Annotated in this window: 19 protein-coding genes, 1 tRNA gene and 1 pseudogene; 8 read left to right on the top strand and 13 right to left on the bottom strand. The window is 68.0% G+C overall.

Annotated features, from left to right (window positions below; genetic code table 11):
- Nucleotides 1–31: 31 nt before the first annotated feature.
- Nucleotides 32–343, top strand: a pseudogene (locus J5837_RS08340) (endonuclease domain-containing protein); the annotation flags it as partial.
- Between the two features lie 9 nt (nt 344–352).
- Nucleotides 353–1,213: a TrmH family RNA methyltransferase gene (locus tag J5837_RS08345; protein WP_210536985.1), complete on the top strand. Its 861-nt coding sequence runs from the start codon at nt 353–355 to the stop codon at nt 1,211–1,213.
- A gap of 34 nt (nt 1,214–1,247) precedes the next feature.
- On the opposite strand, the gene J5837_RS08350 is transcribed toward J5837_RS08345, so the two are convergent.
- From J5837_RS08350 to J5837_RS08365, 4 genes are all read right to left on the bottom strand, one after another.
- Complete coding sequence (locus tag J5837_RS08350; protein ID WP_210536319.1) at nt 1,248–2,648, bottom strand: M28 family peptidase; 1,401 nt, start codon at nt 2,646–2,648, stop codon at nt 1,248–1,250.
- 102 nt (nt 2,649–2,750) lie between these two features.
- Nucleotides 2,751–3,161 carry a large-conductance mechanosensitive channel protein MscL gene (gene mscL / locus J5837_RS08355; RefSeq protein ID WP_210536320.1) on the bottom strand — a complete coding sequence of 137 codons (411 nt, stop codon included), beginning with the start codon at nt 3,159–3,161 and terminating at the stop codon, nt 2,751–2,753.
- Nucleotides 3,162–3,217: 56 nt separating this feature from the next.
- A complete protein-coding gene (locus tag J5837_RS08360; RefSeq protein ID WP_210536321.1) occupies nt 3,218–3,934 on the bottom strand; it encodes a fumarylacetoacetate hydrolase family protein in 717 nt (238 codons plus the stop codon).
- A gap of 45 nt (nt 3,935–3,979) precedes the next feature.
- The gene (locus J5837_RS08365; RefSeq protein WP_210536322.1) at nt 3,980–4,258 is read right to left on the bottom strand and encodes a hypothetical protein; all 279 of its coding nucleotides are present in this window, start codon (nt 4,256–4,258) and stop codon (nt 3,980–3,982) included.
- Nucleotides 4,259–4,345: 87 nt separating this feature from the next.
- Between J5837_RS08365 and J5837_RS08370 the strand changes: the two genes are divergently transcribed.
- Nucleotides 4,346–4,702, top strand: a complete 357-nt coding sequence (locus J5837_RS08370) for a Rieske (2Fe-2S) protein (RefSeq protein WP_210536323.1) — start codon at nt 4,346–4,348, stop codon at nt 4,700–4,702.
- A 25-nt stretch (nt 4,703–4,727) separates the two neighbouring features.
- On the opposite strand, the gene J5837_RS08375 is transcribed toward J5837_RS08370, so the two are convergent.
- From J5837_RS08375 to thiS, 8 genes are all read right to left on the bottom strand, one after another.
- Entirely contained in the window at nt 4,728–5,267 is a 540-nt protein-coding gene (locus tag J5837_RS08375) for a DUF4199 domain-containing protein (protein WP_210536324.1), read from the bottom strand.
- A gap of 108 nt (nt 5,268–5,375) precedes the next feature.
- The gene (locus J5837_RS16510; protein ID WP_280518220.1) at nt 5,376–5,792 is read right to left on the bottom strand and encodes a response regulator transcription factor; all 417 of its coding nucleotides are present in this window, start codon (nt 5,790–5,792) and stop codon (nt 5,376–5,378) included.
- Nucleotides 5,793–5,892: 100 nt separating this feature from the next.
- Nucleotides 5,893–6,306, bottom strand: a complete 414-nt coding sequence (locus tag J5837_RS08385; RefSeq protein ID WP_342345521.1) for an ACT domain-containing protein — start codon at nt 6,304–6,306, stop codon at nt 5,893–5,895.
- Nucleotides 6,285–8,144 carry an SLC13 family permease gene (locus J5837_RS08390; protein ID WP_210536326.1) on the bottom strand — a complete coding sequence of 620 codons (1,860 nt, stop codon included), beginning with the start codon at nt 8,142–8,144 and terminating at the stop codon, nt 6,285–6,287. Before J5837_RS08390 ends, J5837_RS08385 begins: the two co-directional genes overlap by 22 nt.
- Nucleotides 8,144–8,563: a VOC family protein gene (locus J5837_RS08395; protein WP_210536327.1), complete on the bottom strand. Its 420-nt coding sequence runs from the start codon at nt 8,561–8,563 to the stop codon at nt 8,144–8,146. Before J5837_RS08395 ends, J5837_RS08390 begins: the two co-directional genes overlap by 1 nt.
- Nucleotides 8,564–8,566: 3 nt before the next feature.
- Entirely contained in the window at nt 8,567–9,307 is a 741-nt protein-coding gene (trmB, locus tag J5837_RS08400) for a tRNA (guanosine(46)-N7)-methyltransferase TrmB (protein WP_210536328.1), read from the bottom strand.
- The gene (locus J5837_RS08405) at nt 9,307–10,101 is read right to left on the bottom strand and encodes a thiazole synthase (protein WP_210536329.1); all 795 of its coding nucleotides are present in this window, start codon (nt 10,099–10,101) and stop codon (nt 9,307–9,309) included. Before J5837_RS08405 ends, trmB begins: the two co-directional genes overlap by 1 nt.
- A 153-nt stretch (nt 10,102–10,254) precedes the next feature.
- Nucleotides 10,255–10,455 (bottom strand): sulfur carrier protein ThiS, encoded by a 201-nt coding sequence (gene thiS / locus J5837_RS08410; protein WP_210536330.1) that lies wholly within the window; start codon nt 10,453–10,455, stop codon nt 10,255–10,257.
- Between the two features lie 120 nt (nt 10,456–10,575).
- On the opposite strand from thiS, the gene J5837_RS08415 reads away from it, so the two are divergent.
- Both J5837_RS08415 and J5837_RS08420 read left to right on the top strand, forming a co-directional pair.
- Nucleotides 10,576–12,423: an autotransporter domain-containing protein gene (locus J5837_RS08415; protein ID WP_210536331.1), complete on the top strand. Its 1,848-nt coding sequence runs from the start codon at nt 10,576–10,578 to the stop codon at nt 12,421–12,423.
- A gap of 62 nt (nt 12,424–12,485) precedes the next feature.
- Nucleotides 12,486–12,559 (top strand) — tRNA-Gly (locus J5837_RS08420).
- A 33-nt stretch (nt 12,560–12,592) separates the two neighbouring features.
- Here J5837_RS08420 and J5837_RS08425 read toward each other — a convergent pair.
- On the bottom strand, nt 12,593–13,066 hold the full coding sequence (locus J5837_RS08425) for an RDD family protein (protein WP_210536332.1): 474 nt from the start codon (nt 13,064–13,066) through the stop codon (nt 12,593–12,595).
- A gap of 110 nt (nt 13,067–13,176) precedes the next feature.
- Between J5837_RS08425 and xerD the strand changes: the two genes are divergently transcribed.
- From xerD to purL, 3 genes are all read left to right on the top strand, one after another.
- Entirely contained in the window at nt 13,177–14,127 is a 951-nt protein-coding gene (gene xerD / locus J5837_RS08430; protein ID WP_210536333.1) for a site-specific tyrosine recombinase XerD, read from the top strand.
- 282 nt (nt 14,128–14,409) lie between these two features.
- Nucleotides 14,410–15,216: a thioredoxin fold domain-containing protein gene (locus tag J5837_RS08435; protein ID WP_210536334.1), complete on the top strand. Its 807-nt coding sequence runs from the start codon at nt 14,410–14,412 to the stop codon at nt 15,214–15,216.
- Between the two features lie 155 nt (nt 15,217–15,371).
- Entirely contained in the window at nt 15,372–19,274 is a 3,903-nt protein-coding gene (gene purL / locus J5837_RS08440) for a phosphoribosylformylglycinamidine synthase (protein ID WP_210536335.1), read from the top strand.
- Nucleotides 19,275–19,335: the final 61 nt, after the last annotated feature.

A 19,335-nucleotide genomic window follows, 5' to 3' on the forward strand; every position in this document is an offset into this window, starting at 1 on the left:
AGGACAAGTCGAGTGCCGCTACCATGCCCTCATGTCCGACTGGCAGAAACACCGCGCCCGCGAACTCCGCTCGCAAATGACCGACGCGGAGCGCTGTCTCTGGAACGTCCTGCGTGAGCGCAAGATCGAAGGCTTCAAATTCCGGCGACAACAGCCCATCGGCAGATTCATCGTCGATTTCGCCTGCCTCGAAGCCAGGCTGGTGCTGGAAGTCGATGGCGGGCAACATGGCGGCGACGCCGACGTGCGGCGCGACGAATGGTTGCGTGAACAGGGATTCCGGGTGCTGCGCTTCTGGAATCATGACGTGCTGTCGAACATCGATGGTGTTTACCGGACGATCGAGGTTGAATTGAAAAAGCACCAAGGGCCGCCGGCTTCGGGAAGATCGCCATGGGGAGCGCGGGACAAGGCTTCGGGCTACCCCCCATCCCAGCCTTCCCCCGCAAGGGGGGAAGGGGCCAGGAGCAAGGGCGAAGGACAAAGGAACGAGTTGCGCCTGTACGGCCTCAACGCCTTGCGCGCGGTATTCGCCAGGCGTCCCGACGCGATCCGCAAGGTCTACCTGGCCGAATCCCGGATTGCCGAACTGAAGCCGTTGCTGGCGTGGTGCGTGAAGCACCGCGTCGGTTATCGCGTGGTCGAGGAATCCGACCTCGGCAAGCTCGCCGCCAGCGCCCACCACGAGGGCGTGGTCGCCGACGTATTGCGCATGGAGCCGCTATCGCTGGCGGACTGGTTGCGCGGCTTGCCCGCCGGTCCGCAACTGGCCTTGTGGCTGGATGGCGTCGGCAACCCGCACAACTTCGGCGCGATCCTGCGCTCGGCCGCGCACTTCGGGGTGGCTGCGATCCTGCTCCCGCGGGCTTCGACGCTGGCGCTGTCCGGTGCCGCCGCGCGCGTGGCCGAAGGCGGCGCCGAGTACGTGCCGTTGGTGCGCTTGCCCGAAGTCGAGCAGGCGCTCGCGCAATTGCACGAAGCCGGTTTCGCGCTGGCCGCCACCGTCGTCGACGGGGGCGATGACCTGTTCGCGCAGGCGCTTCCCCGGCGATTGGTCTACGTGATGGGCGCCGAAGGCGAGGGCATGGACCGGCAACTCGCCGCGGCCTGCGACGCGCGCCTGTCGATTCCCGGCAGCGGTGCGGTCGAAAGCCTCAACGTGGCTTCGGCGACGGCGGTGTTCCTCGCTGAGTGGCAACGTTCGCTCGCGTAGAGCGGGGCAAGCCCCGCTCTACGTTTCGGGACGATTAGTTCTTCGTCTCCGGCGCCTTCGGCGCGCTGCCGAAACCGCCGTCGGCCTGTGCGGCAAGATAGGTGAACACCACATAGGCGGCGACGTTCTGGGCCAGGTCCTTCGGATCGATCTTGTCCAGGGTATCGTCGGCGTTGTGGTGCAGGTCGAAATAGTTCGTGCCGTCGTGGCCGAGCCACGCCCACGCCATGCCGCGCTGGGTCAGCGGACCGATGTCGGATTCCGGGTCGCCCTGCTTCGGCAGCCATTCGATGCCCAGCGGGGACAGCACCTGCATGATCTGCTTCAACGCTTCGGGCTGGGCGTCGCGCGCGCTGCTGTCGAAACCGTAGATGTGGCCCGCGCCGAAATCGCTTTCGGCGGCGATCACATGCTTGGCCACGTCCTTGGCGTACTTGTCGGCGTAGGCGCGGCCGCCCCACAGGCCCTGTTCCTCGTTGGCGAAGGCGACCACGCGGATCGTGCGCGCGGGCTTCAGCGGTTTCAGCAGCGCACCGGTGGCCATGGTGATGGCCACGCCGGCGGCATCGTCGATCGCGCCGGTGCCGTGGTCCCACGAGTCGAGGTGGCCGCCGATCAGCACCACTTCGTCCGGGCGCTTCGAGCCGGTGATCTCGCCGATGACATTCTGCGAGGTGTATTCGCCGTCGAAACCGCAATCCAGCGCGACGCGGATGCGGGTCGCGCCGAGCGCGGCGAGGCGAGCCAGCTGGTCGGCGTCGGGGATCGACAGCGCGGCGCTGGGGATCGGCTTCGCGCCGTCGGCGAAGCGGGTCATGCCGGTGTGCGGCACGCGGTGGCTGTCGGTGCCGGCCGAGCGCATCACGAAGGCGATCGCGCCCTTCGCGCTGGCCGCCGACGGCCCGCCGCCACGGATGCCGCCGCCGAAGCGGTAGTCGCCGCCATCCTTCTTGCGCTGCATCTGGAAATCGACGAAGGCGATCTTGCCGGCCAGCGAACCGGCCGGCGCAGCCTGCAGCGCGGCGAGATCGGGGAAGCGCACCACTTCGCCTTCGACGGTGCCGCCGGGGCTGCCGCCCAGCGCGGTCAGCGCCAGCTTCTGCGAATGCGCGCCCAGCACTTCGCCATGCTCGCTGCGCCGCACCCACTTGGGGAACGTCACCGGCTCGGTCCACACCTTGTCGTAGCCGAGTTGCCTGAACTTCGCCTTCGCCCATTCGACCGCGCGCGCATCGCCCTCGCTGCCGGCCAGGCGCGGGCCGACTTCGGTGGTCAGCGATTCGATGGTCTTCCAGCCGGTGTCGTCGGCCAATGCCTTGTCGCGCAGCGTGGCCGCGGCGGTCAGCGCGGAGGCGGGAATGCTCGTCGATCGTTCGGCGGCGATGCCCGTGGCGGTGAAGGCGGCGAGGACGAGGAACAACGCGGTACGACGCATCGACGGGCTCCAGGAACGACGAAGCCGCGAGTCTAGCAACCCGCGGCTCCGGCGCAGCGTGACGGAAGTACTGGTCGCGGATCGCCTGCGATCCGCGCGGAGTCAAACCTTCTTCAGCGAATCGCGGATGTCGCGCAGCAGCAGCACTTCCTCGCTCGGCGCGGCCGGCGCTTCGTCGGCGGGCTTGCGCATCTTGTTGTAGGCCTTCAGGAACAGGAAGATCACCAGGGCGATCAGCAGGAAGTCGATCACCGTCTGCAGGAACGCACCGTACTTGATCGCGACTTCGGCGACCAATGCCTTGCCATCGGGACCGATCTGGGCCGGGGTCAGCACGTGTTTCCAGTCGGAAACGCTGACGCCGCCGGTCAATGCGCCGACGATCGGCATGATGATGCCGTCGACCAGGGCGGTGACGATCTTGCCGAACGCGGCGCCGATGACCACGCCGACCGCCAGGTCGACGACGTTGCCCTTGGCGATGAATTCCTTGAACTCGCTGATCATTCCCATCGGGTTCTCTCCGTGCATTGGGTGGGCGGGGAAGCGGCCGCCGCCCCGTGGCCCGACTATAACGCGACGCCGGTCACGGCTCCGTACAGCTCCGCGATGCCTTCCAGCGACGCGGCGAAGGCGTCGCCAGGCTTCAGCGGACCGACCCCGGCGGGCGTGCCCATGTACACCAGGTCGCCGGCCTTCAACGCATACAGTTTCGACAGTTCGTGCAGGATGTCGGCGACGTCCCAGATCAGGTCGTCGAGCGAACCTCGCTGGCGGACCTCGCCGTTCACCCGCAGCATCAGCGTGCGGCCAGCCAGTTCGCCGGCCTGCGCCACGGGGACCAGTTCGCTGACCGGGGCCGAGTGGTCGAAGCCCTTGCCCGTGTCCCACGGCAGGCCCTTGGCCTTGGCTGCGGCCTGCAGGTCGCGGCGGGTCAGGTCGAGGCCGACGCCGTAGGCGAAGACCAGCGCGGGTGCGTCCTCCGGCGACAGCACGCCGGGCGGCGCGTCCTTGCCCAGCGCGACGACCAGCTCGACTTCGTGGTGGAGATCATGCGTGGCCGGTGGGTATGGCACGTCGGCGTTGCCGGTGACGATGGCGTCGCCCGGTTTGTGGAAGAACACCGGTTGCCCGCGTTCGGCTTTCGAGGCGGGTGCCGCGGCGCCCATCTCGCGCGCGTGGTCGGCGAAGTTGCGGCCGACGCAGTAGATGCGGCGCACGGGAAAGGTGCCGCCGCCGCGGACGGGAATGCGCGGTTGCGCGGGTGCAGGAATCAGGTCGGCCATGCGGGTCGCGTCGACGAAGGGACGCGACAGTTTACGGCCGCGGGCTCAGCGCGACAGCGGCAACACCGGCTTGCGCAGCACGCGGTATTCGCCCTCGACCACGCGCGAATTGGCGACGGGCTGGCCGCGCTGGCGCAACAATTTGAACAGCAGGCCGCCGACGATCATCGCCGCACCGACGAACACGCCCACCACCACCAGCAGGCACAGCACGGCCACGCCGACCAGGCCCAGCGCCAGGCGCAGCAGGGGATGGCGGGGCTTGCGCGGGGCGAACAGGCCGCGCACGCGCGCGAAGTCGAAGCGGTAGGTTTTACTGAACATCGTGGTGGACCGTGACAGAATGCGGCGGAAGCCGATGCATCAGTATCGGATGACACCATGATGACAGTGCAAGGATTTCGTTAAGCCGTGACTTCCGGCGGACGCCCGTTGATCGCTTTTGCCGCGCTGGAGGAGGGCGGCTTCGCCGAGGCCGAGGCCCGATTCGGCAACGATGCCGAATCCCTGATCCTGCATCGCGATGGCGACGTGGTGCGCGCGTGGTTGAACGTGTGCCCGCATGCCGGCCGGCGCCTCGACTGGGCACCGGGCAAGTTCCTGAAAAGCAAGGACGGCTTGCTGGTCTGCGCGGCCCACGGCGCTTCCTTCGAACTGGTCAACGGCGACTGCGTCGCCGGACCGTGCCGCGGAGACTCCTTGCGTATGGTTTCGGTGGAAGTCGTCGATGGGGAAGTGCGGCTGGTCCAGGACGCGCCATCGCCTTGAAGCGTGGGGCGCGTCCCGTGCGAAGTCAGTCGCGTCGTGCCGGCAGCACGCGCGGATTGCGCAGCACCGCCGCCGAGACCAGCGAAACGATGACGCCGACCGGGAATATCTCGGTGAAGGTCATCGGCAGCCGGTACGCGGGATTCGCATAACTGGTCTTGAAGCGCTCCATGTCGGCGACGAGTTTCGCCAATGCCTCGCCACTGACGCCCTTGGCCTTCTGCTGTTCGATGATCGAGTTGGCGTAGCTTCCGGCGAAATCCAGGCCGGAGATGGCCAATGCGGCTTCCCAGGCCAGCGCATAGATCACGCTGGCGACGAAGCTGATGCCCAGGCCCAGGGCGAACGCCGGCCAGAAACGGATCGCGCCGCCCAGCGCCTCGTCGCGATGGCGCTTGATCGCCACGAACACCAGGCTCAGCCCGACCAGCATGGTCAGGTAGCCGATCAGCATGCCCCAGGCGCCGGAGGCGCCGTGTTCGCCCGGGCCAAGGACGATCAGGGACAGCACGCCGCCGGCGATCAGGCCGGCGATGGCGCCGTAGGCAAGCATCTTCTTCAGCATGGTGGTTCTCCCCGGTGGTTGGATGGCCCATTGGCGGCCCGTCCGCGCCCCGATGCAATCGGCCGAAAGGGGGATTGTGGCCGAACCGGGCTTTTTCCCGAGCGGGGTCTACGCCAGCAGGCCGAGTTCGCGGGCACGCCGGGTCGCGTCGGTGCGGCGCCGGGCGCCGAGCTTCGCGTACAGGCTGGCGACGTGGGTCTTCACCGTGCTGGGCGCGATGTGCAGGCGCGCGGCGATTTCCTTGTTGGAATGGCCGGCGGCGATTTCCTTCAGGACCTCGAGTTCACGCTCGCTGATGCCCAGCGAAGCCTGCGCCTGCGGATTGCCATCGAAGGCCTGCGGTCTGCGCAGGCCGGCGAACAGGCGGGCGCCGACGAAGACGCCCAGCGCCAGGAAGGCGGCGGCGACCAGCGCCAACTGGAATTCCGCCCACTGCGTGCGCGCGAGGCGCTGGTAGTCCAGCCATTGCAGCAGCCAGGCGGCCGCCGCCAGCAGCGTCCCGTACAGGACGGCGTGTTTCCACATCGCGGGACTACTGCGGAGGCGTCGCATGGCCGGCCAGGGCGTCGGAAAGCTCGGATCATTGTCCCGCCTTGGCGCGCCTGCGCCAATCTGCGGCCCGTATCTACAGGATCCGATGCCCGGCCTTGGCCAGTGCGTCGGTTGCGGCCTGCAGGTTCGAATCCTTGACCAGCACGTAGTCGGTGTCGAAGGTCGAGACGGCGAAGATGCCGATGCCGGCTGCGGCCAGGGGTTCGAGCACGGCCACGAGGATCCCGGTCAGGGCGAAGTCGAACGGTCCGCGCAGCTTGAAGCAGCGCCAGCCGCGTTCGGCATTGGAGTCGTCCGGCGGCATCGTCTCTTCGCAGACGATGGAAAGCTCGTCCGCGGTCCATGCGACGTTGCGGAAACCTCGCGGTTGCAGCCACGCGGGAAGACCCGCGTTCGGCGGCAGGCGCACGACCGCGTAGCGCGAAGGCAGCAGCTCGAGATCGAGTTCCGGCCGCGCCGCCGTCGTCACCGGCCCCACGCGTTCCACCAGGACATCAGGTTGACCATCAACACCACCACCACCAGATAGATCGCCGACAGCGGTCCGCCGACGCGCCACATCTGCCGCGGCGTGTAGCTGGCCGGGCCGGTAACCATCGAGATCACCGGGTTCGACGAGGTCATCAGGTTGTTCGACGCCGACAGCGCGACAATCAGCGCGAACGAGGTCGGGTTGCCGCCCGCGGCCAGCGCCAGGTTGATCGCGATCGGCACCATCACGATGGTCGCGCCGACGTGGCTGATCACCAGCGAGAACGCCGTGGTCAGCACCGCCACGCACAACTCCAGCAGCCATACCGGCATGCCTTCGGGCAGGCGTTCGACCGTATGCCCCGCGACCCATGCCGCCGCGCCGCTGCTGTCCATCGCCCAGCCCAGCGGGATCAGTCCGGCCATCATGAACACGGTCTTCCAGTTGATCGCCGCGTAGGCTTCGTCCATGCGCAGCACGCCGGTCAACAGCATGCCGACCACGCCGGTCATCAGGGTCAGCGCCACCGGCACCTTCGAGGTCAGCGCGATCAGCACGGTGAGGCCGAAGATCGCCATCGCGATCTTGAACTTGTGCGGGCGCTGTTCGCCCTTCGGGTAATCGGTGACCACGGCGAAGTCGCGGCTCTCCGCGGCCTGGTGCAGGTCCTGCCAGATGCTGTGCAGCACCAGCATGTCGCCGGCGCGCAGCTTGGTCTGGCGCACGTCGTCTCGGATCACCTTCTTGTCGCGGTTGATCGCCAGCAGGCTCAGCCCGTGCTGCTTGCGCAGGCGCAGTTCCGCCGCGGTCTTGCCGATGAAGCGCGAGGTCGGCGGGATCACCGCTTCGGAAATGCCGGCGCGGCTCGGATTGAACAGGTCGCCGAAGTGGCGCAGGCGCGCCGACAGGCGCAGGAAATGGTTCTGGGCGAAGTCGGCCACCGACTCGCGCGTGCCCATCACGCCGAGCACGCTACCGACCCAGATGCGCATGTCCGCCGGCGGGGCCAGGCGCACGTCTTCGCCGGTCTGCAGCGCCAGCATCAACGGCGCGCCGTGCAGGGACTCCGCTTCGCCCAGGCTCATGCCGACCAGCGGGCTTTCCGCGCCGACCGACAACTCGAACACGTCGCCCTCGATGCCGTAGGTCTGGGCGAAATAGCTCTCGGTGCGGGTCGGCACCTGGTCGCCACGGGTTTCTTCCTGCAGCTTGCGGTCGCCGTAATAGCGGAAATACAGCAGCGACGCCGCGACCAGGGCCACGCCGATCGGCAGCGGCGCGAACATGCGCAGCGGTTCCAGGGTGGCCATGCCCGAGGGCAGGTTGTTGTTGGCCGACTGCAACAGATCGTTGAGCAGGATCAGCGGCGAGTTGCCGACCATGGTCAACGCGCCGCCCATCACGATGGCCGCGGCGATCGGCAGCAGCAGGCGTTGCAGAGTCAAGGTGGTGCGCGACGACAGCCGCGCCGCGACCGGCATGAACAGCGCCATCACCGACGGGTTCTGCATGAAGGACGAATTCAACCCGGCCATCGCCGTGGTCAGCAGCAGCAGACGTTGCTCGATGCCGTGGCCGCGGCGCAGCAGCCAGCCGGCCAGCCGGTTCAGCGCACCGGTGCGGTCCAGGCCCGCGCCGAGGATCATGGTCGCGGTGATGCTCATCACCGCGCTGCCGGAGAAGCCGCCGAAGATTTCCTCCGGCGCGATCAACCCGCTCAGGCCCAACACCACCAACACGACCAGGGCGACCAGGTCGGCGCGGATGCGTTGGAACAGGAACATCGCCATGGTGAAGACCACCAGCCCGAGGACGAGCTTCATGTCGGTGGTCAAGGTCAGGGCGGTGTCCATTACGCGCCGTGCGCTCCATCTGAATCGGCAGATTGTGCGCCCATGGCGAAGTTCAACTCAATGCCGTTGCCGGCGGGGTCGCGCAGGAAAACCTGCTTCTGCGAGGTCGCCGGCACGTCGTCGACGCCGTAGTCGATGCCGTGCCGGCGCAAACGCGCCAGCATGGCGTCCGCATCGGTGCAGGTCAGTGCAATGTGATCGAAGCTCGTCGCCACATGCGTGGCACGCGCTTCGCCGGGCGCCGCTTCGGTCAGATGCAGGATGTCGCGCCCCTGCGCGTACAGCCAATGGCCCCGGCTGCGGAACGGCGGACGCGGGCCTTCTTCCAGGCCGATGACTTCGATGTAGAAGCGGCGCAGCTCTTCGAGCAGCGCCGGAGGCGCGCGCAGGTTGAAATGATTCAGCCCGGCGACCGGCATGCGTCAGGAATCGACGCGGTCGTACAGCAGGTCCCACACGCCATGGCCGAGTTTCTGGCCGCGGGTTTCGAAATGGGTCTGCGGGCGCCAGTCGGGACGCGGTACGTGCCCGCGCGGCCCCGCGACGTTGCGCAGGCCGGACGTCGCGTCGAGCACGTCCCACATGTGCTCGGCGTAGTTTTCCCAGTCGGTGGCCAGGTGCAGGCGTCCGCCGGGCGCGAGCTTGCGCACGACCAGGTCGGCGAATTCGGGCTGCACCAGCCGCCGCTTGTTGTGGCGCTTCTTGTGCCACGGATCGGGGAAATAGATGCGCACTTCGTCGAGCGCGCCATCGTCGACTTCCCTGTTCAACACCTCGACCGCGTCGTGGTGGTAGACGCGCACATGATCGCTGCCTTCCTCGGCCAGACCGTTGAGCAGACGGCCGACGCCGGGCGCGTGCACTTCGATGCCGATGTAGTCGCGCGATGCATCGTGTTGCGCGGCGTAACGCAACGCTTCGCCGTTGCCGGTGCCGATTTCCAGCACCAGCGGGGCGCGACGGCCGAAGATCGCGTCGTAGTCGCGCACCTCGCCCAGATAATCGATGCCGAAGCGCGGCCACTGCAGGTCGAACGCGCGCTGCTGCGCTTCGGTGAAGCGGCCCTGGCGCAGGACGAAGCTGCGGATTTCGCGGCGGCCTTCGGTCTTGGTGAAGGGCTTGGCCGGCGTTTTCGCGCCCGGGCTGGAGAACGGATCGGTCATCAGCCGATCAGGCCGTCGATCGGGCTCGACGCGCTCGCATTGCGCTTGCGCGGAATGCGTCCGGCCAGGAAGGCCTCGCGGCCGGCTTCCACCGCCTTCTTCATTGCGCTGGCCATCAGCACCGGATCCTTCGCGCCGGCGATGGCGGTGTTCATCAGCACGCCGTCGCAACCCAATTCCATCGCGATGGCCGCGTCGGAAGCGGTACCGACACCGGCGTCGACGATGATCGGCACCTTGGCGTTCTCGATGATCTCCAGCAGGTTGTACCTGTTCTGGATGCCCAAGCCCGAGCCGATCGGCGCGGCCAGCGGCATCACCGCCACGCAGCCGATTTCCTCCAGCCGCTTGGCCAGGATCGGGTCGTCGCTGGTGTAGACCATCACGTCGAAGCCGTCGGCGACCAGCTTCTCGGCGGCGGCGAGGGTCTGGATTACGTCCGGATACAGGGTCTTCTGGTCGCCCAGCACTTCCAGCTTGACCAGCTTGTGCCCGTCGAGCAGTTCGCGCGCAAGCCGGCAGGTGCGCACGGCATCGTCTGCGGTATAGCAGCCGGCGGTGTTGGGCAGGATGGTGAAGCGGTCGGGCGGCAGCACGTCGAGCAGGTTCGGTTCGCCCGGGTTCTGGCCGATGTTGGTGCGGCGGATCGCCACGGTGACGATCTGCGCGCCAGCGGCCTCGGTGGCGCGGCGGGTTTCGTCGAGGTCCTTGAACTTGCCGGTGCCGGTCAGCAGGCGCGAACGGTAAGGCGTGCCGGCGATCGCCAGCGAATCTTGGGGGGAGAGTGTGGTCATGTCGGAATTATCGCCGAAAGGAATCGGCAAGGCGCCGTGACGATGATCGAAGCCGTCCGTGGCGAAACCCTCTGGTTTGCGGACAGCCCGGCCCGCACATTCTTGTGCGGGCGTTCGGCTTGGCGCGCGGCAGTGCCGCGCAAGCGCCAAGCTTCACCCGCCGCCCAGCGCATGCACGATCTCCGCGCGGTCGCCGTCCTGCAGGACGTGGCTGGCGTGCGCGCTGCGCGGCACGATCTCGCCGTTGATCTCCACGGCGACCCGGCGCTGGGCCAAGCCTTCCGCTTCGAGCAACTGGACGAGGGTGGTGCCCGGGGCGATGTCGCGGGCTTCGCCGTTCAACTGGATTCGCATGCGTACATTGTCGCCGCTACGAACCGGTTTTGTGCGGCGGCGCAGCATGTCGGCGTTATATTTTCGTGAAACGATAGGCGCCATTCGCCGTCGTATGTCGGTGCCCACCAAGGAACCACGATGAAAGCCAAGCTCCGCCGCACCCTGCTCGCCAGCGCCCTGACGCTCGCCGCGCTGCCTGCCTTCGCCCAATCCGGCCGGGCGACCTTCTCCGAGACCGTGTTCTTCGGCGACAGCCTGACCGATGCCGGCTATTTCCGCCCGACCCTGGTGCAGGTGGTCGGTCCGAACGGCGCGATCCTGGGCCAGTTCACCACCAACCCGGGCTACGTCTGGTCGCAGCACCTGGCCGAGTACTACGGCAGCAACGGCTCGGTGGCCTGGACCGGCAACGGTACGCCCAACCCGACCCTGACCGGCGGCAACAACTGGGCGGTCGGCGGCGCGCGGGTCGGCGTCGATGGCGCCAATGCGTTGGGCTACGTGCCTTCGCTGGCCACCCAATACGCGCGCTACCTCGCTTCGGGCCACACGGTCGATCCGAACGCGCTGTACACGGTATGGGGCGGCGCCAACGATGTGTTCTCGATCACCAACCCGGCGAATGCGCCGGCGACCATCGGCGCAGCGGTTACCGCCCAGGTCGGCATAGTGGGTGCGCTGACCCAGGCCGGCGCGCGCTACATCCTGGTGCCGACTCTGCCGGACATCGGCCTGACCCCCGCCTACGCGGCCAACAAGGCCACCGGCACGCAATTGAGCACGGCCTACAACACCGCGCTGTTCACCGGCCTGGCTTCGGCCGACCTGCGGGTGATCCCGATGGATACCTTCCATTTCCTGCAGGAAGTAGTGGCCAGTCCGGCGACTTATGGCCTGAGCAACGTGACCACGCCGGCCTGTTCGACGGCGGTGCAGGGCGGCAACTCGCTGTTCTGCAGCCCGGCCTCGACCGTGCCGGGCGGCGCCGACTCCTATCTGTTCGCGGACGGCGTGCACCCGACCACGGCCGCGCACAAGGTGCTGGCCGACCTGGCCATGTCGGTGATCGAAGGTCCGCGCCTGCTGGCGATCCTGCCGCATTCGGCCAGCGTGACGGGTCACGCGCGCGCCGACCAGGTCGCCAACCACGTCGAGGCCAAGCCGGAAGCCGACGGCATGCGTTGGTGGGGCGGCTTGCGTGGCGACAACCAGCGCTACGAAGACGGCGACCTCTACGACGGCACCACCTTCGCCGGCACCTTCGGCGTCGACTGGTCGCGCGGCGACTGGGTCTATGGCGCCTTCGCCGGCGCGGGTACCGGCAAGCTCGATTTCGGCCTGAACCGCGGCGACTTCAAGCAGACCGACACCAGCCTGGGCGGCTTCGCCGGCTGGTACGGCGAACATGCCTGGGTCAACGGCCAGTTGAGCTACAGCTGGCTGTCGTACGACGTGAAGCGCGAAGTGCACCTCGGCCCGGCGACGCGCCGCTACGACGGTTCGCCGGACGGCAGCAACCTCAGCGCCGGCATCAGCGGCGGTTACGAATTCGGCGAAGGCGCGTTCCACCATGGCCCGGTGGCCTCGCTGCTCGCGCAGCGGATCAAGCTGGACGGCTATGCCGAAGGCAACGTCGACTCCACCGCGCTGAGCTACCCGGACCAGGACCTGGATTCGCTGATCGGCAGCCTCGGCTGGCAGGCCCGTTTCCGCATCAACGACCACCTGGAGCCGTATGCGCGCGTGAGCTATGAGCGCGAGTTCGAGGATGCGCCCGAAGAAGCCTTCGCCACCGTGCAGACCCTCTCCGCCGTCGGCCAGTACGGCGTGCCCGGCCTGCAACTGGACCGCGACCGCGGCAACCTGCGCGTGGGCGCGCGTGCGCAGGTGTTCGGCCTGAACGCCGACGTCGGCGTCAGTGCGCTGGTCGGCCAGGAAGGCGGCAACGACATGAGCGTGTTCCTGACCGTCGGCGGCGGCTTCTGATTCGCCGGACACGGGGCCCGCATTGCCGCGACGGCAGGCGGGCCCTAGACTGGACACCCCGCGCGGGTGTAGCTCAATGGTAGAGCTGTAGCTTCCCAAGCTACTGACGAGGGTTCGATTCCCTTCACCCGCTCCATTCCGGCGCGATACCCGCTTCGGGCATCAGGTGTCAGGCCTTTTTCTTGGGCAGCCGGATCGTTCGCGTATCGCTGAGGCGGTCGTGCCACGCTAGCCGGTCCTTGTCGAACCACGCCCACCAGAATCCCAGTCCGCCCAGCAGCAGCGACAGGGTGGCCACGGCATAGCGCTTCCACAATTGTTTTCGCGACGGTGCCGAACCGTCGGCCGCGATCACCTTCAGTCGCCATGGCCGCATGCCCAGGGTCTGTCCGCCGCGACGCCAGCTGACCGTCGCGTAGAGCCCGGCGACCATCCAGCACACCAGCCATTCGCCCCACCACCAACCGCTCAGCGGACGGATATTTTCGTGAGTGTCGTGGCCCGCCGCCGTGAATAGCAGGACGAACGCCAAACCGACCAGCATCCACATCGCCAGTACCGGCCAGAAGTCGTAAAACAACGCCAGCAGGCGCCAACCGATCAATGCGCGGGATTTTTGCGTTCCGGGAGCGGCTGCGGTCATTGCACGAGAATAGCGGTGTGCCCTTTGTAGAGTCGAGCTTGCTCGACTGCTTCTCGTCCGATGCCTGAAAAGCAAAGCCAGTCGAGCAAGCTCGACTCTACAATCGCGGCATGCCCCGATCGCCTGCCGACCGCCGCCAGTACGTGATGCAGATGCCGCCGGTGCCGGATCCGGACCAGCGCGCCATCGACGGCTTCCTCGACGCGATCTGGGCCGAAAGCGGCTTGGCCCCACCGACCCTGGCCAGTTACCGGCGCGATCTGGAAGGATTCGCGCGCTGGCGGAACCTGCGCGATGGCGGCCTCGCTGCCGCCGATCGCGAAACCCTGTTCCGCTACCTGGCTTGGCGTGCGGCGCAGGGTTATTCGCCGCGCAGTACCGCGCGCCTGCTGTCGGCATGGCGCGCCTATTTCGGCTGGTGCGTGCGCCAGGGTTCGCGGGCCGACGATCCGACGGCGCTGCTGGAACCGCCGAAGCTGCCGCGTTCGTTGCCCAAGGCGCTGGCCGAAAGCCAGATCGATGCCTTGCTCGCCGCGCCGGATGTCGCCACCCCGCTGGGCTTGCGCGACCGCGCGATGCTGGAACTGATGTACGCCGCCGGCCTGCGCGTCAGCGAGCTGGTCGACCTGCCCGCGACCGCAGTCAACCTGCGCCAGGGCGTGCTGCGCGTCACCGGCAAGGGCAGCAAGGACCGGCTGGTGCCTTTGGGCGAAGAATCGCAACACTGGCTGGAACGCTATCTGCGCGAATCGCGCCCGCAACTGGTCGGCAAGCACAACGTGGAAAACCTGTTCGTCGGCGCCGAGCGCAAGCCGCCGACGCGCCAGCAGTTCTGGATGCTGGTGAAACGTTATGCCGCGGTCGCGGGGATCGACCCGGCGAAGATCAGCCCGCACGGCTTGCGCCACAGCTTCGCCACCCACCTGCTCAATCGCGGCGCCGACCTGCGCGCGCTGCAGATGCTGCTCGGCCACAGTTCGTTGTCGACCACCCAGATCTACACCCTGGTCGCCCGCGAGCATCTTTCGAAGCTCCACGCCAGGCATCACCCGCGCGGGTGAGCCGTCGTGCTTGCGCGCCCCGCTGACGCGCACGAGGCGAACGCCCGGCCATGGATGGCCGGGCCGGACGAGTCGATGAAGCGGCGCCAAGGACGGCAAAGCATTGCTGCCGAAGTCGAAGCGCTTGCGCGCCGTTGCGCATGAACTTGCCGGACATCCGGCATCCAGCGCCGGACCGGCGGGCGCCTGGCCTTCCGGGGCGATTCACCCGGATATGCGAAAATCGCGGAACTGGCGGTTCGCGCGTGTGTCGAACCCCGCATCTCCGTACGGGATCCCTTGATGAAATCGCCCCTGTTCCTCGCTTTGTTCGGTGCCGTGAGCCTTTCGGCCTGTGCGCAATCCGCCACCAACGCCGACAAGGTCGCCGCTCCGGCGGGCAGCGTCGCCGCCACCGGCGCCGACGCGGTCGTGCGCAAGGCGTTGAAGGGGTTCAACCCGCAGGTCGACGTCGATTACATCGGTGCCGCGCCGTTCGCGGGCTTCCGCGAGGTCATCGCGGGCGGCCAGGTGATCTACGTCAGCGACGACGGCAAATACCTGATCGTGGGCAACGCGATGGACATCGCCAAGCGCACCAGCGTCAGCGAGAACAGTCCGGCACTGACCCGTTACCGCGCCGACCTGATGAAGAGCGTGCCAGCGGCCGACCGCATCGTGTTCGCGCCGCCGAACGCCAAGTACACGGTCAACGTGTTCACCGACGTGGAATGCGGCTATTGCCGCAAGCTGCACAGCGAGATCGCCGAGTACAACAAGCAGGGCATCGCCGTGGAATACATGGCGTTCCCGCGCATGGGCCTGGGTAGCCCGGACCACAAGGAAATGATCTCGGTGTGGTGCGCGGCCAACCGCCAGCAGGCGCTGACCGAGGCCAAGGCCGGCAAGCCGGTGCCCGACCGCAACTGCAAGAACCCGGTCGAGACCGAGTTCAACCTGGGCCTGCGCCTAGGCATCACCGGCACGCCGGCGGTGTTCACCCCGGATGGCAAGCAGATCGGCGGCTACCTGGCCCCCGCGCAGATGCGCGCCGTGCTCGACCAGCTGGCCACCGACAAGCCGGCCGCCACCGCGGGCGGAATGCGCTGATCCGTACCCTGTAGGAGCGCCCTTCAGGGCGCGACGGCCCTTTCCGGAGCCCGGTTCGCGCCCTGAAGAGCGCTCCTACGATCTTCCGGAGGCAAGCCGGCCGGCTCCGTTACAATAGGCGGCCCTGTTCCAGCGGCCACCCCACGGTTCCGGACATGATCGTCCTCGAAGGCCAGTCGGCCTTGTCGCCCTTCCGCCGCGCGCGGCTCGAAAGCAAACTCCAATCCCTCGTTCCCGGCGTCCGCATCGCCGGCGCCTGGCACGTCTATTTCGTCGAAGCAGAGTCCGGCGCGACGGTCGATGAGGCCGCGCTGCGCCGCATCCTGCAGGCCAACGCACAGCCGGCACCGGTCGAATCCGGCGCGGTCTCCCGCTTCGTCGTGCCGCGCCTGGGCACGCTGTCGCCGTGGGCCAGCAAGGCCACCGAACTGCTGCGCGGCGCCGGCCTGAAGCTGAAGCGCGTCGAGCGCGGCACCCGCATCGACCTGCACGGCTGGGACGACGCGGCACCGGCGCTGGCCAAGGCGCTGCACGACCCGATGACCCAGTCGCTGCTGTCCGCGCGCGAACAGGCCGCGGCGCTGTTCGTCGCGCCCGCGCGCGGCGCGCTGGAACGCATCGCGCCGGAACAGTTGGAAGCGGCGAATTCGCGCCTGGGCCTGGCCCTGGCCGACGACGAGATCGAGTATCTGCGTGCGCGTTACGCCGAACTCGGCCGCGACCCGTCCGACGTCGAACTGATGATGTTCGCGCAGGCCAATTCCGAGCATTGCCGGCACAAGATCTTCAACGCCAGCTGGACCATCGACGGCAAGGAACAGGACAAGTCCCTGTTCCGCATGATCAAGCACACCCACCAGCAGACCCCGCAGTACACGCTGAGCGCGTACAGCGACAACGCCGCAGTGGTGGAAGGCTATCCGGCGGCGCGTTTCCGTCCCGACGGGTCGGGGCAGTACCGCAGCGAGCCGGTGGTCGAATCCGCGTTCGCGATCAAGGTCGAAACCCACAACCATCCGACCGCGATCGCGCCCTTCCCCGGCGCCTCCACCGGCGCCGGCGGCGAGATCCGCGACGAGGGCGCGACCGGCCGCGGCGGCAAGCCGAAGGCCGGCCTGACCGGCTTCAGCGTGTCGCACCTGCGCATTCCCACGCTGCCGCAGCCGTGGGAAGGCGAACGCCCGCTCAACCCGCGCATGGCCCCGGCGCTGGAAATCATGCTCGACGGTCCGCTCGGCGGCGCCGCGTTCAACAACGAATTCGGCCGACCCGCGCTGCTGGGCTATTTCCGCAGCTTCGAGCTCGGCGAAGGCGAGGGCCTGACCCGTGCCTACGACAAGCCGATCATGCTGGCTGGCGGACTCGGCGCGATCGACCGCATCCAGGTGCAGAAGAAGACCTTGTCGCCCGGCGACGCGGTGATCGTGCTCGGCGGCCCGGCGATGCTGATCGGCCTGGGCGGCGGCGCGGCTTCGTCCGTGGCTTCCGGCGACAGCGCCGAGGAACTCGATTTCGCCAGCGTGCAGCGCGACAACCCGGAGATGGAGCGGCGCTGCCAGGAAGTGATCGACCGCTGCGTGGCGATGGGCGAGAACAACCCGATCCTGTGGTTCCACGACGTCGGCGCGGGCGGTCTGTCGAACGCGATCCCCGAGTTGCTGCACGACTCCGGCGTCGGCGGCGTAATCGACCTGGACAAGGTGCCCAGCGACGATCCCTCGCTGTCGCCGATGCAGTTGTGGTGCAACGAATCGCAGGAACGCTACGTGCTCGGCGTTCCGCAGGACCGCCTCGCCGAGTTCGCCGCGCTGTGCGAACGCGAACGCTGCCCGTTCGCCGCGGTCGGCGTGGCGACGGCCGAGGAGCGCCTGGTCGTCGGCTACGGCGCGAAGGTCGGTGCGATTCCGGCGAATGCGGCGATCGACGTACCGATGGACGTGCTGTTCGGCAAGGCGCCGAAGATGCATCGCGACACCCGGCATCCGGCGCCGCCGAAGTGGCCGGCGTTGCGCACCGAAAAACTGGACTTGCACGAAGCCGGCCTGCGCGTGCTGGCGCATCCCGCCGTCGCCGCCAAACAGTTTCTCGTCACCATCGGCGACCGCAGCGTCGGCGGCCTGACCGCGCGCGACCAGTTGGTCGGTCCATGGCAGATGCCGGTGGCCGATTGCGCGATCACCCTGAGCGGTTTCGACACCCTTGCCGGCGAAGCGATGGCGGTGGGCGAACGCACGCCGCTGGCGTTGCTGGATTCGGCTGCCGCCGCGCGCATGGCGGTCGGCGAAGCGATCACCAACCTGTGCGCCGCGCCGGTCGAGACGCTGGACCGAATCAAGCTGTCGGCGAACTGGATGGCCGCGGCCGGCCATCCGGGCGAAGACGCATTGCTGTACGACGCGGTTCGAGCGGTCGGCATGGAACTGTGCCCGCAGCTCGACCTGAGCATCCCGGTCGGCAAGGATTCGCTGTCGATGCAGGCGCAATGGCGCGCCGGCGATGGCGCGCACAAGTCGGTATCGCCGGTGTCACTGGTGGTCAGCGCTTTCGCTCCGGTCGCAGACGTGCGCGGCCAGCTGACTCCGCTGCTGGCGCGCGAAGGCGACAGCGAGCTGTGGCTGATCGGCCTGGGCGCGGGCAAGCGTCGCCTCGGCGGCTCGGTGCTGGCGCAGGTGTTCCCCGAGGCGGGCGGCAACGGCCTGCCGGCTTTCGCCGGCGGCGACGCGGATGATGGCGTGCCGGACCTCGACGATCCGCAGCGTTTGCGCGACTTCTTCGAGCTGATCCGCAGCGCGCGCGAAGCGGGCGTGCTGCAGGCTTACCACGATCGCAGCGACGGCGGCGCGTTCGCCACGCTGGCGGAGATGGCGTTCGCCTCGCATTGCGGCCTCGATATCGACCTCGATGCCTGGGGCGACAGCGAAGACGATGTGTTCCCGACCCTGTTCAACGAGGAACTGGGCGCGGTGGTGCAGGTCGCGGTCGAAGACCGCGCCGCGTTCGCCGACCTGGTCGAAAAGCACGCGCTGACCGAATGCGCGCAGCGCATCGCCCGCCCGACCACGGCGCCGGCCGTGCGCGTGCTGCGCGACGGCGAGACCGTCGCCGAGTGGCGCTGGGAAATCTTGTTCGATGCGTGGTGGTCGGTGACCCATGCGATGCAGAAGCTGCGCGACAATCCAGAAAGCGCCGACCAGGAACGCGAATCCGCGCGCCGTTTCGCCGCGCCGGGGCTGAAGCCGAAGCTCGGCTTCGACGCCGACGAGGACATCGCCGCGCCGTTCATCAACACCGGCAAGCGGCCGAAGGTCGCGATCCTGCGCGAGCAGGGCGTCAACAGCCAGGTTGAAACCGCATACGCGTTCGACCGTGCCGGCTTCGATGCCTTCGACGTGCACATGAGCGACCTGATCCAGGGCCGCCATCGCCTGGGCGAATTCACCGGCTTCGTCGCCTGTGGCGGTTTCAGTTACGGCGACGTTCTGGGCGCGGGACGCGGCTGGGCCACGTCGATCCTCGAGCGCAGCGAGCTGCGCGAGGCCTTTGCTGCGTTCTTCACCCGCAGCGACACGTTCGCACTGGGCGTGTGCAACGGTTGCCAGATGCTGTCGCAGCTGAAGGACCTGATTCCTGGCGCGACGCATTTCCCGCAGTTCCTGCGCAACGCGAGCGAGCAGTACGAAGGCCGCCTGGCCCTGCTGGAAGTGGCCGAATCGCCGTCGCTGTTCCTGCGCGGCATGGCGGGTTCGCGCATTCCGGTCGCCGTGGCGCACGGCGAAGGCCGCGCGTCGTTCGAAGCCACCGGCGATGCGGGGCGCGTCGAGGTGGCGTTGCGCTATATCGATGGCGACGGCGTTCCGGCCGCGACCTATCCGGCCAATCCGAACGGTTCTGCCCATGCCATCGCGGGCGTGACCAGCGACGATGGGCGCGTGACGATCCTGATGCCGCATCCGGAACGCACCTTGCGTGCGGCGAACTTCAGCTGGGCCCCGCGCGAGTGGCAGGGCGATTCGCCGTGGCAGCGGATGTTCCGCAACGCGCGCGTCTGGGTGGGCTGAGCGCGTCTGCTTTGCCCCTCCCCTTGACGGAGAGGGCTGGGTGGAGGAGTCCGGAGTCCAC

The organism is Pseudoxanthomonas helianthi, assembly GCF_017939625.1.
Lineage (GTDB): Bacteria > Pseudomonadota > Gammaproteobacteria > Xanthomonadales > Xanthomonadaceae > Pseudoxanthomonas_A > Pseudoxanthomonas_A helianthi.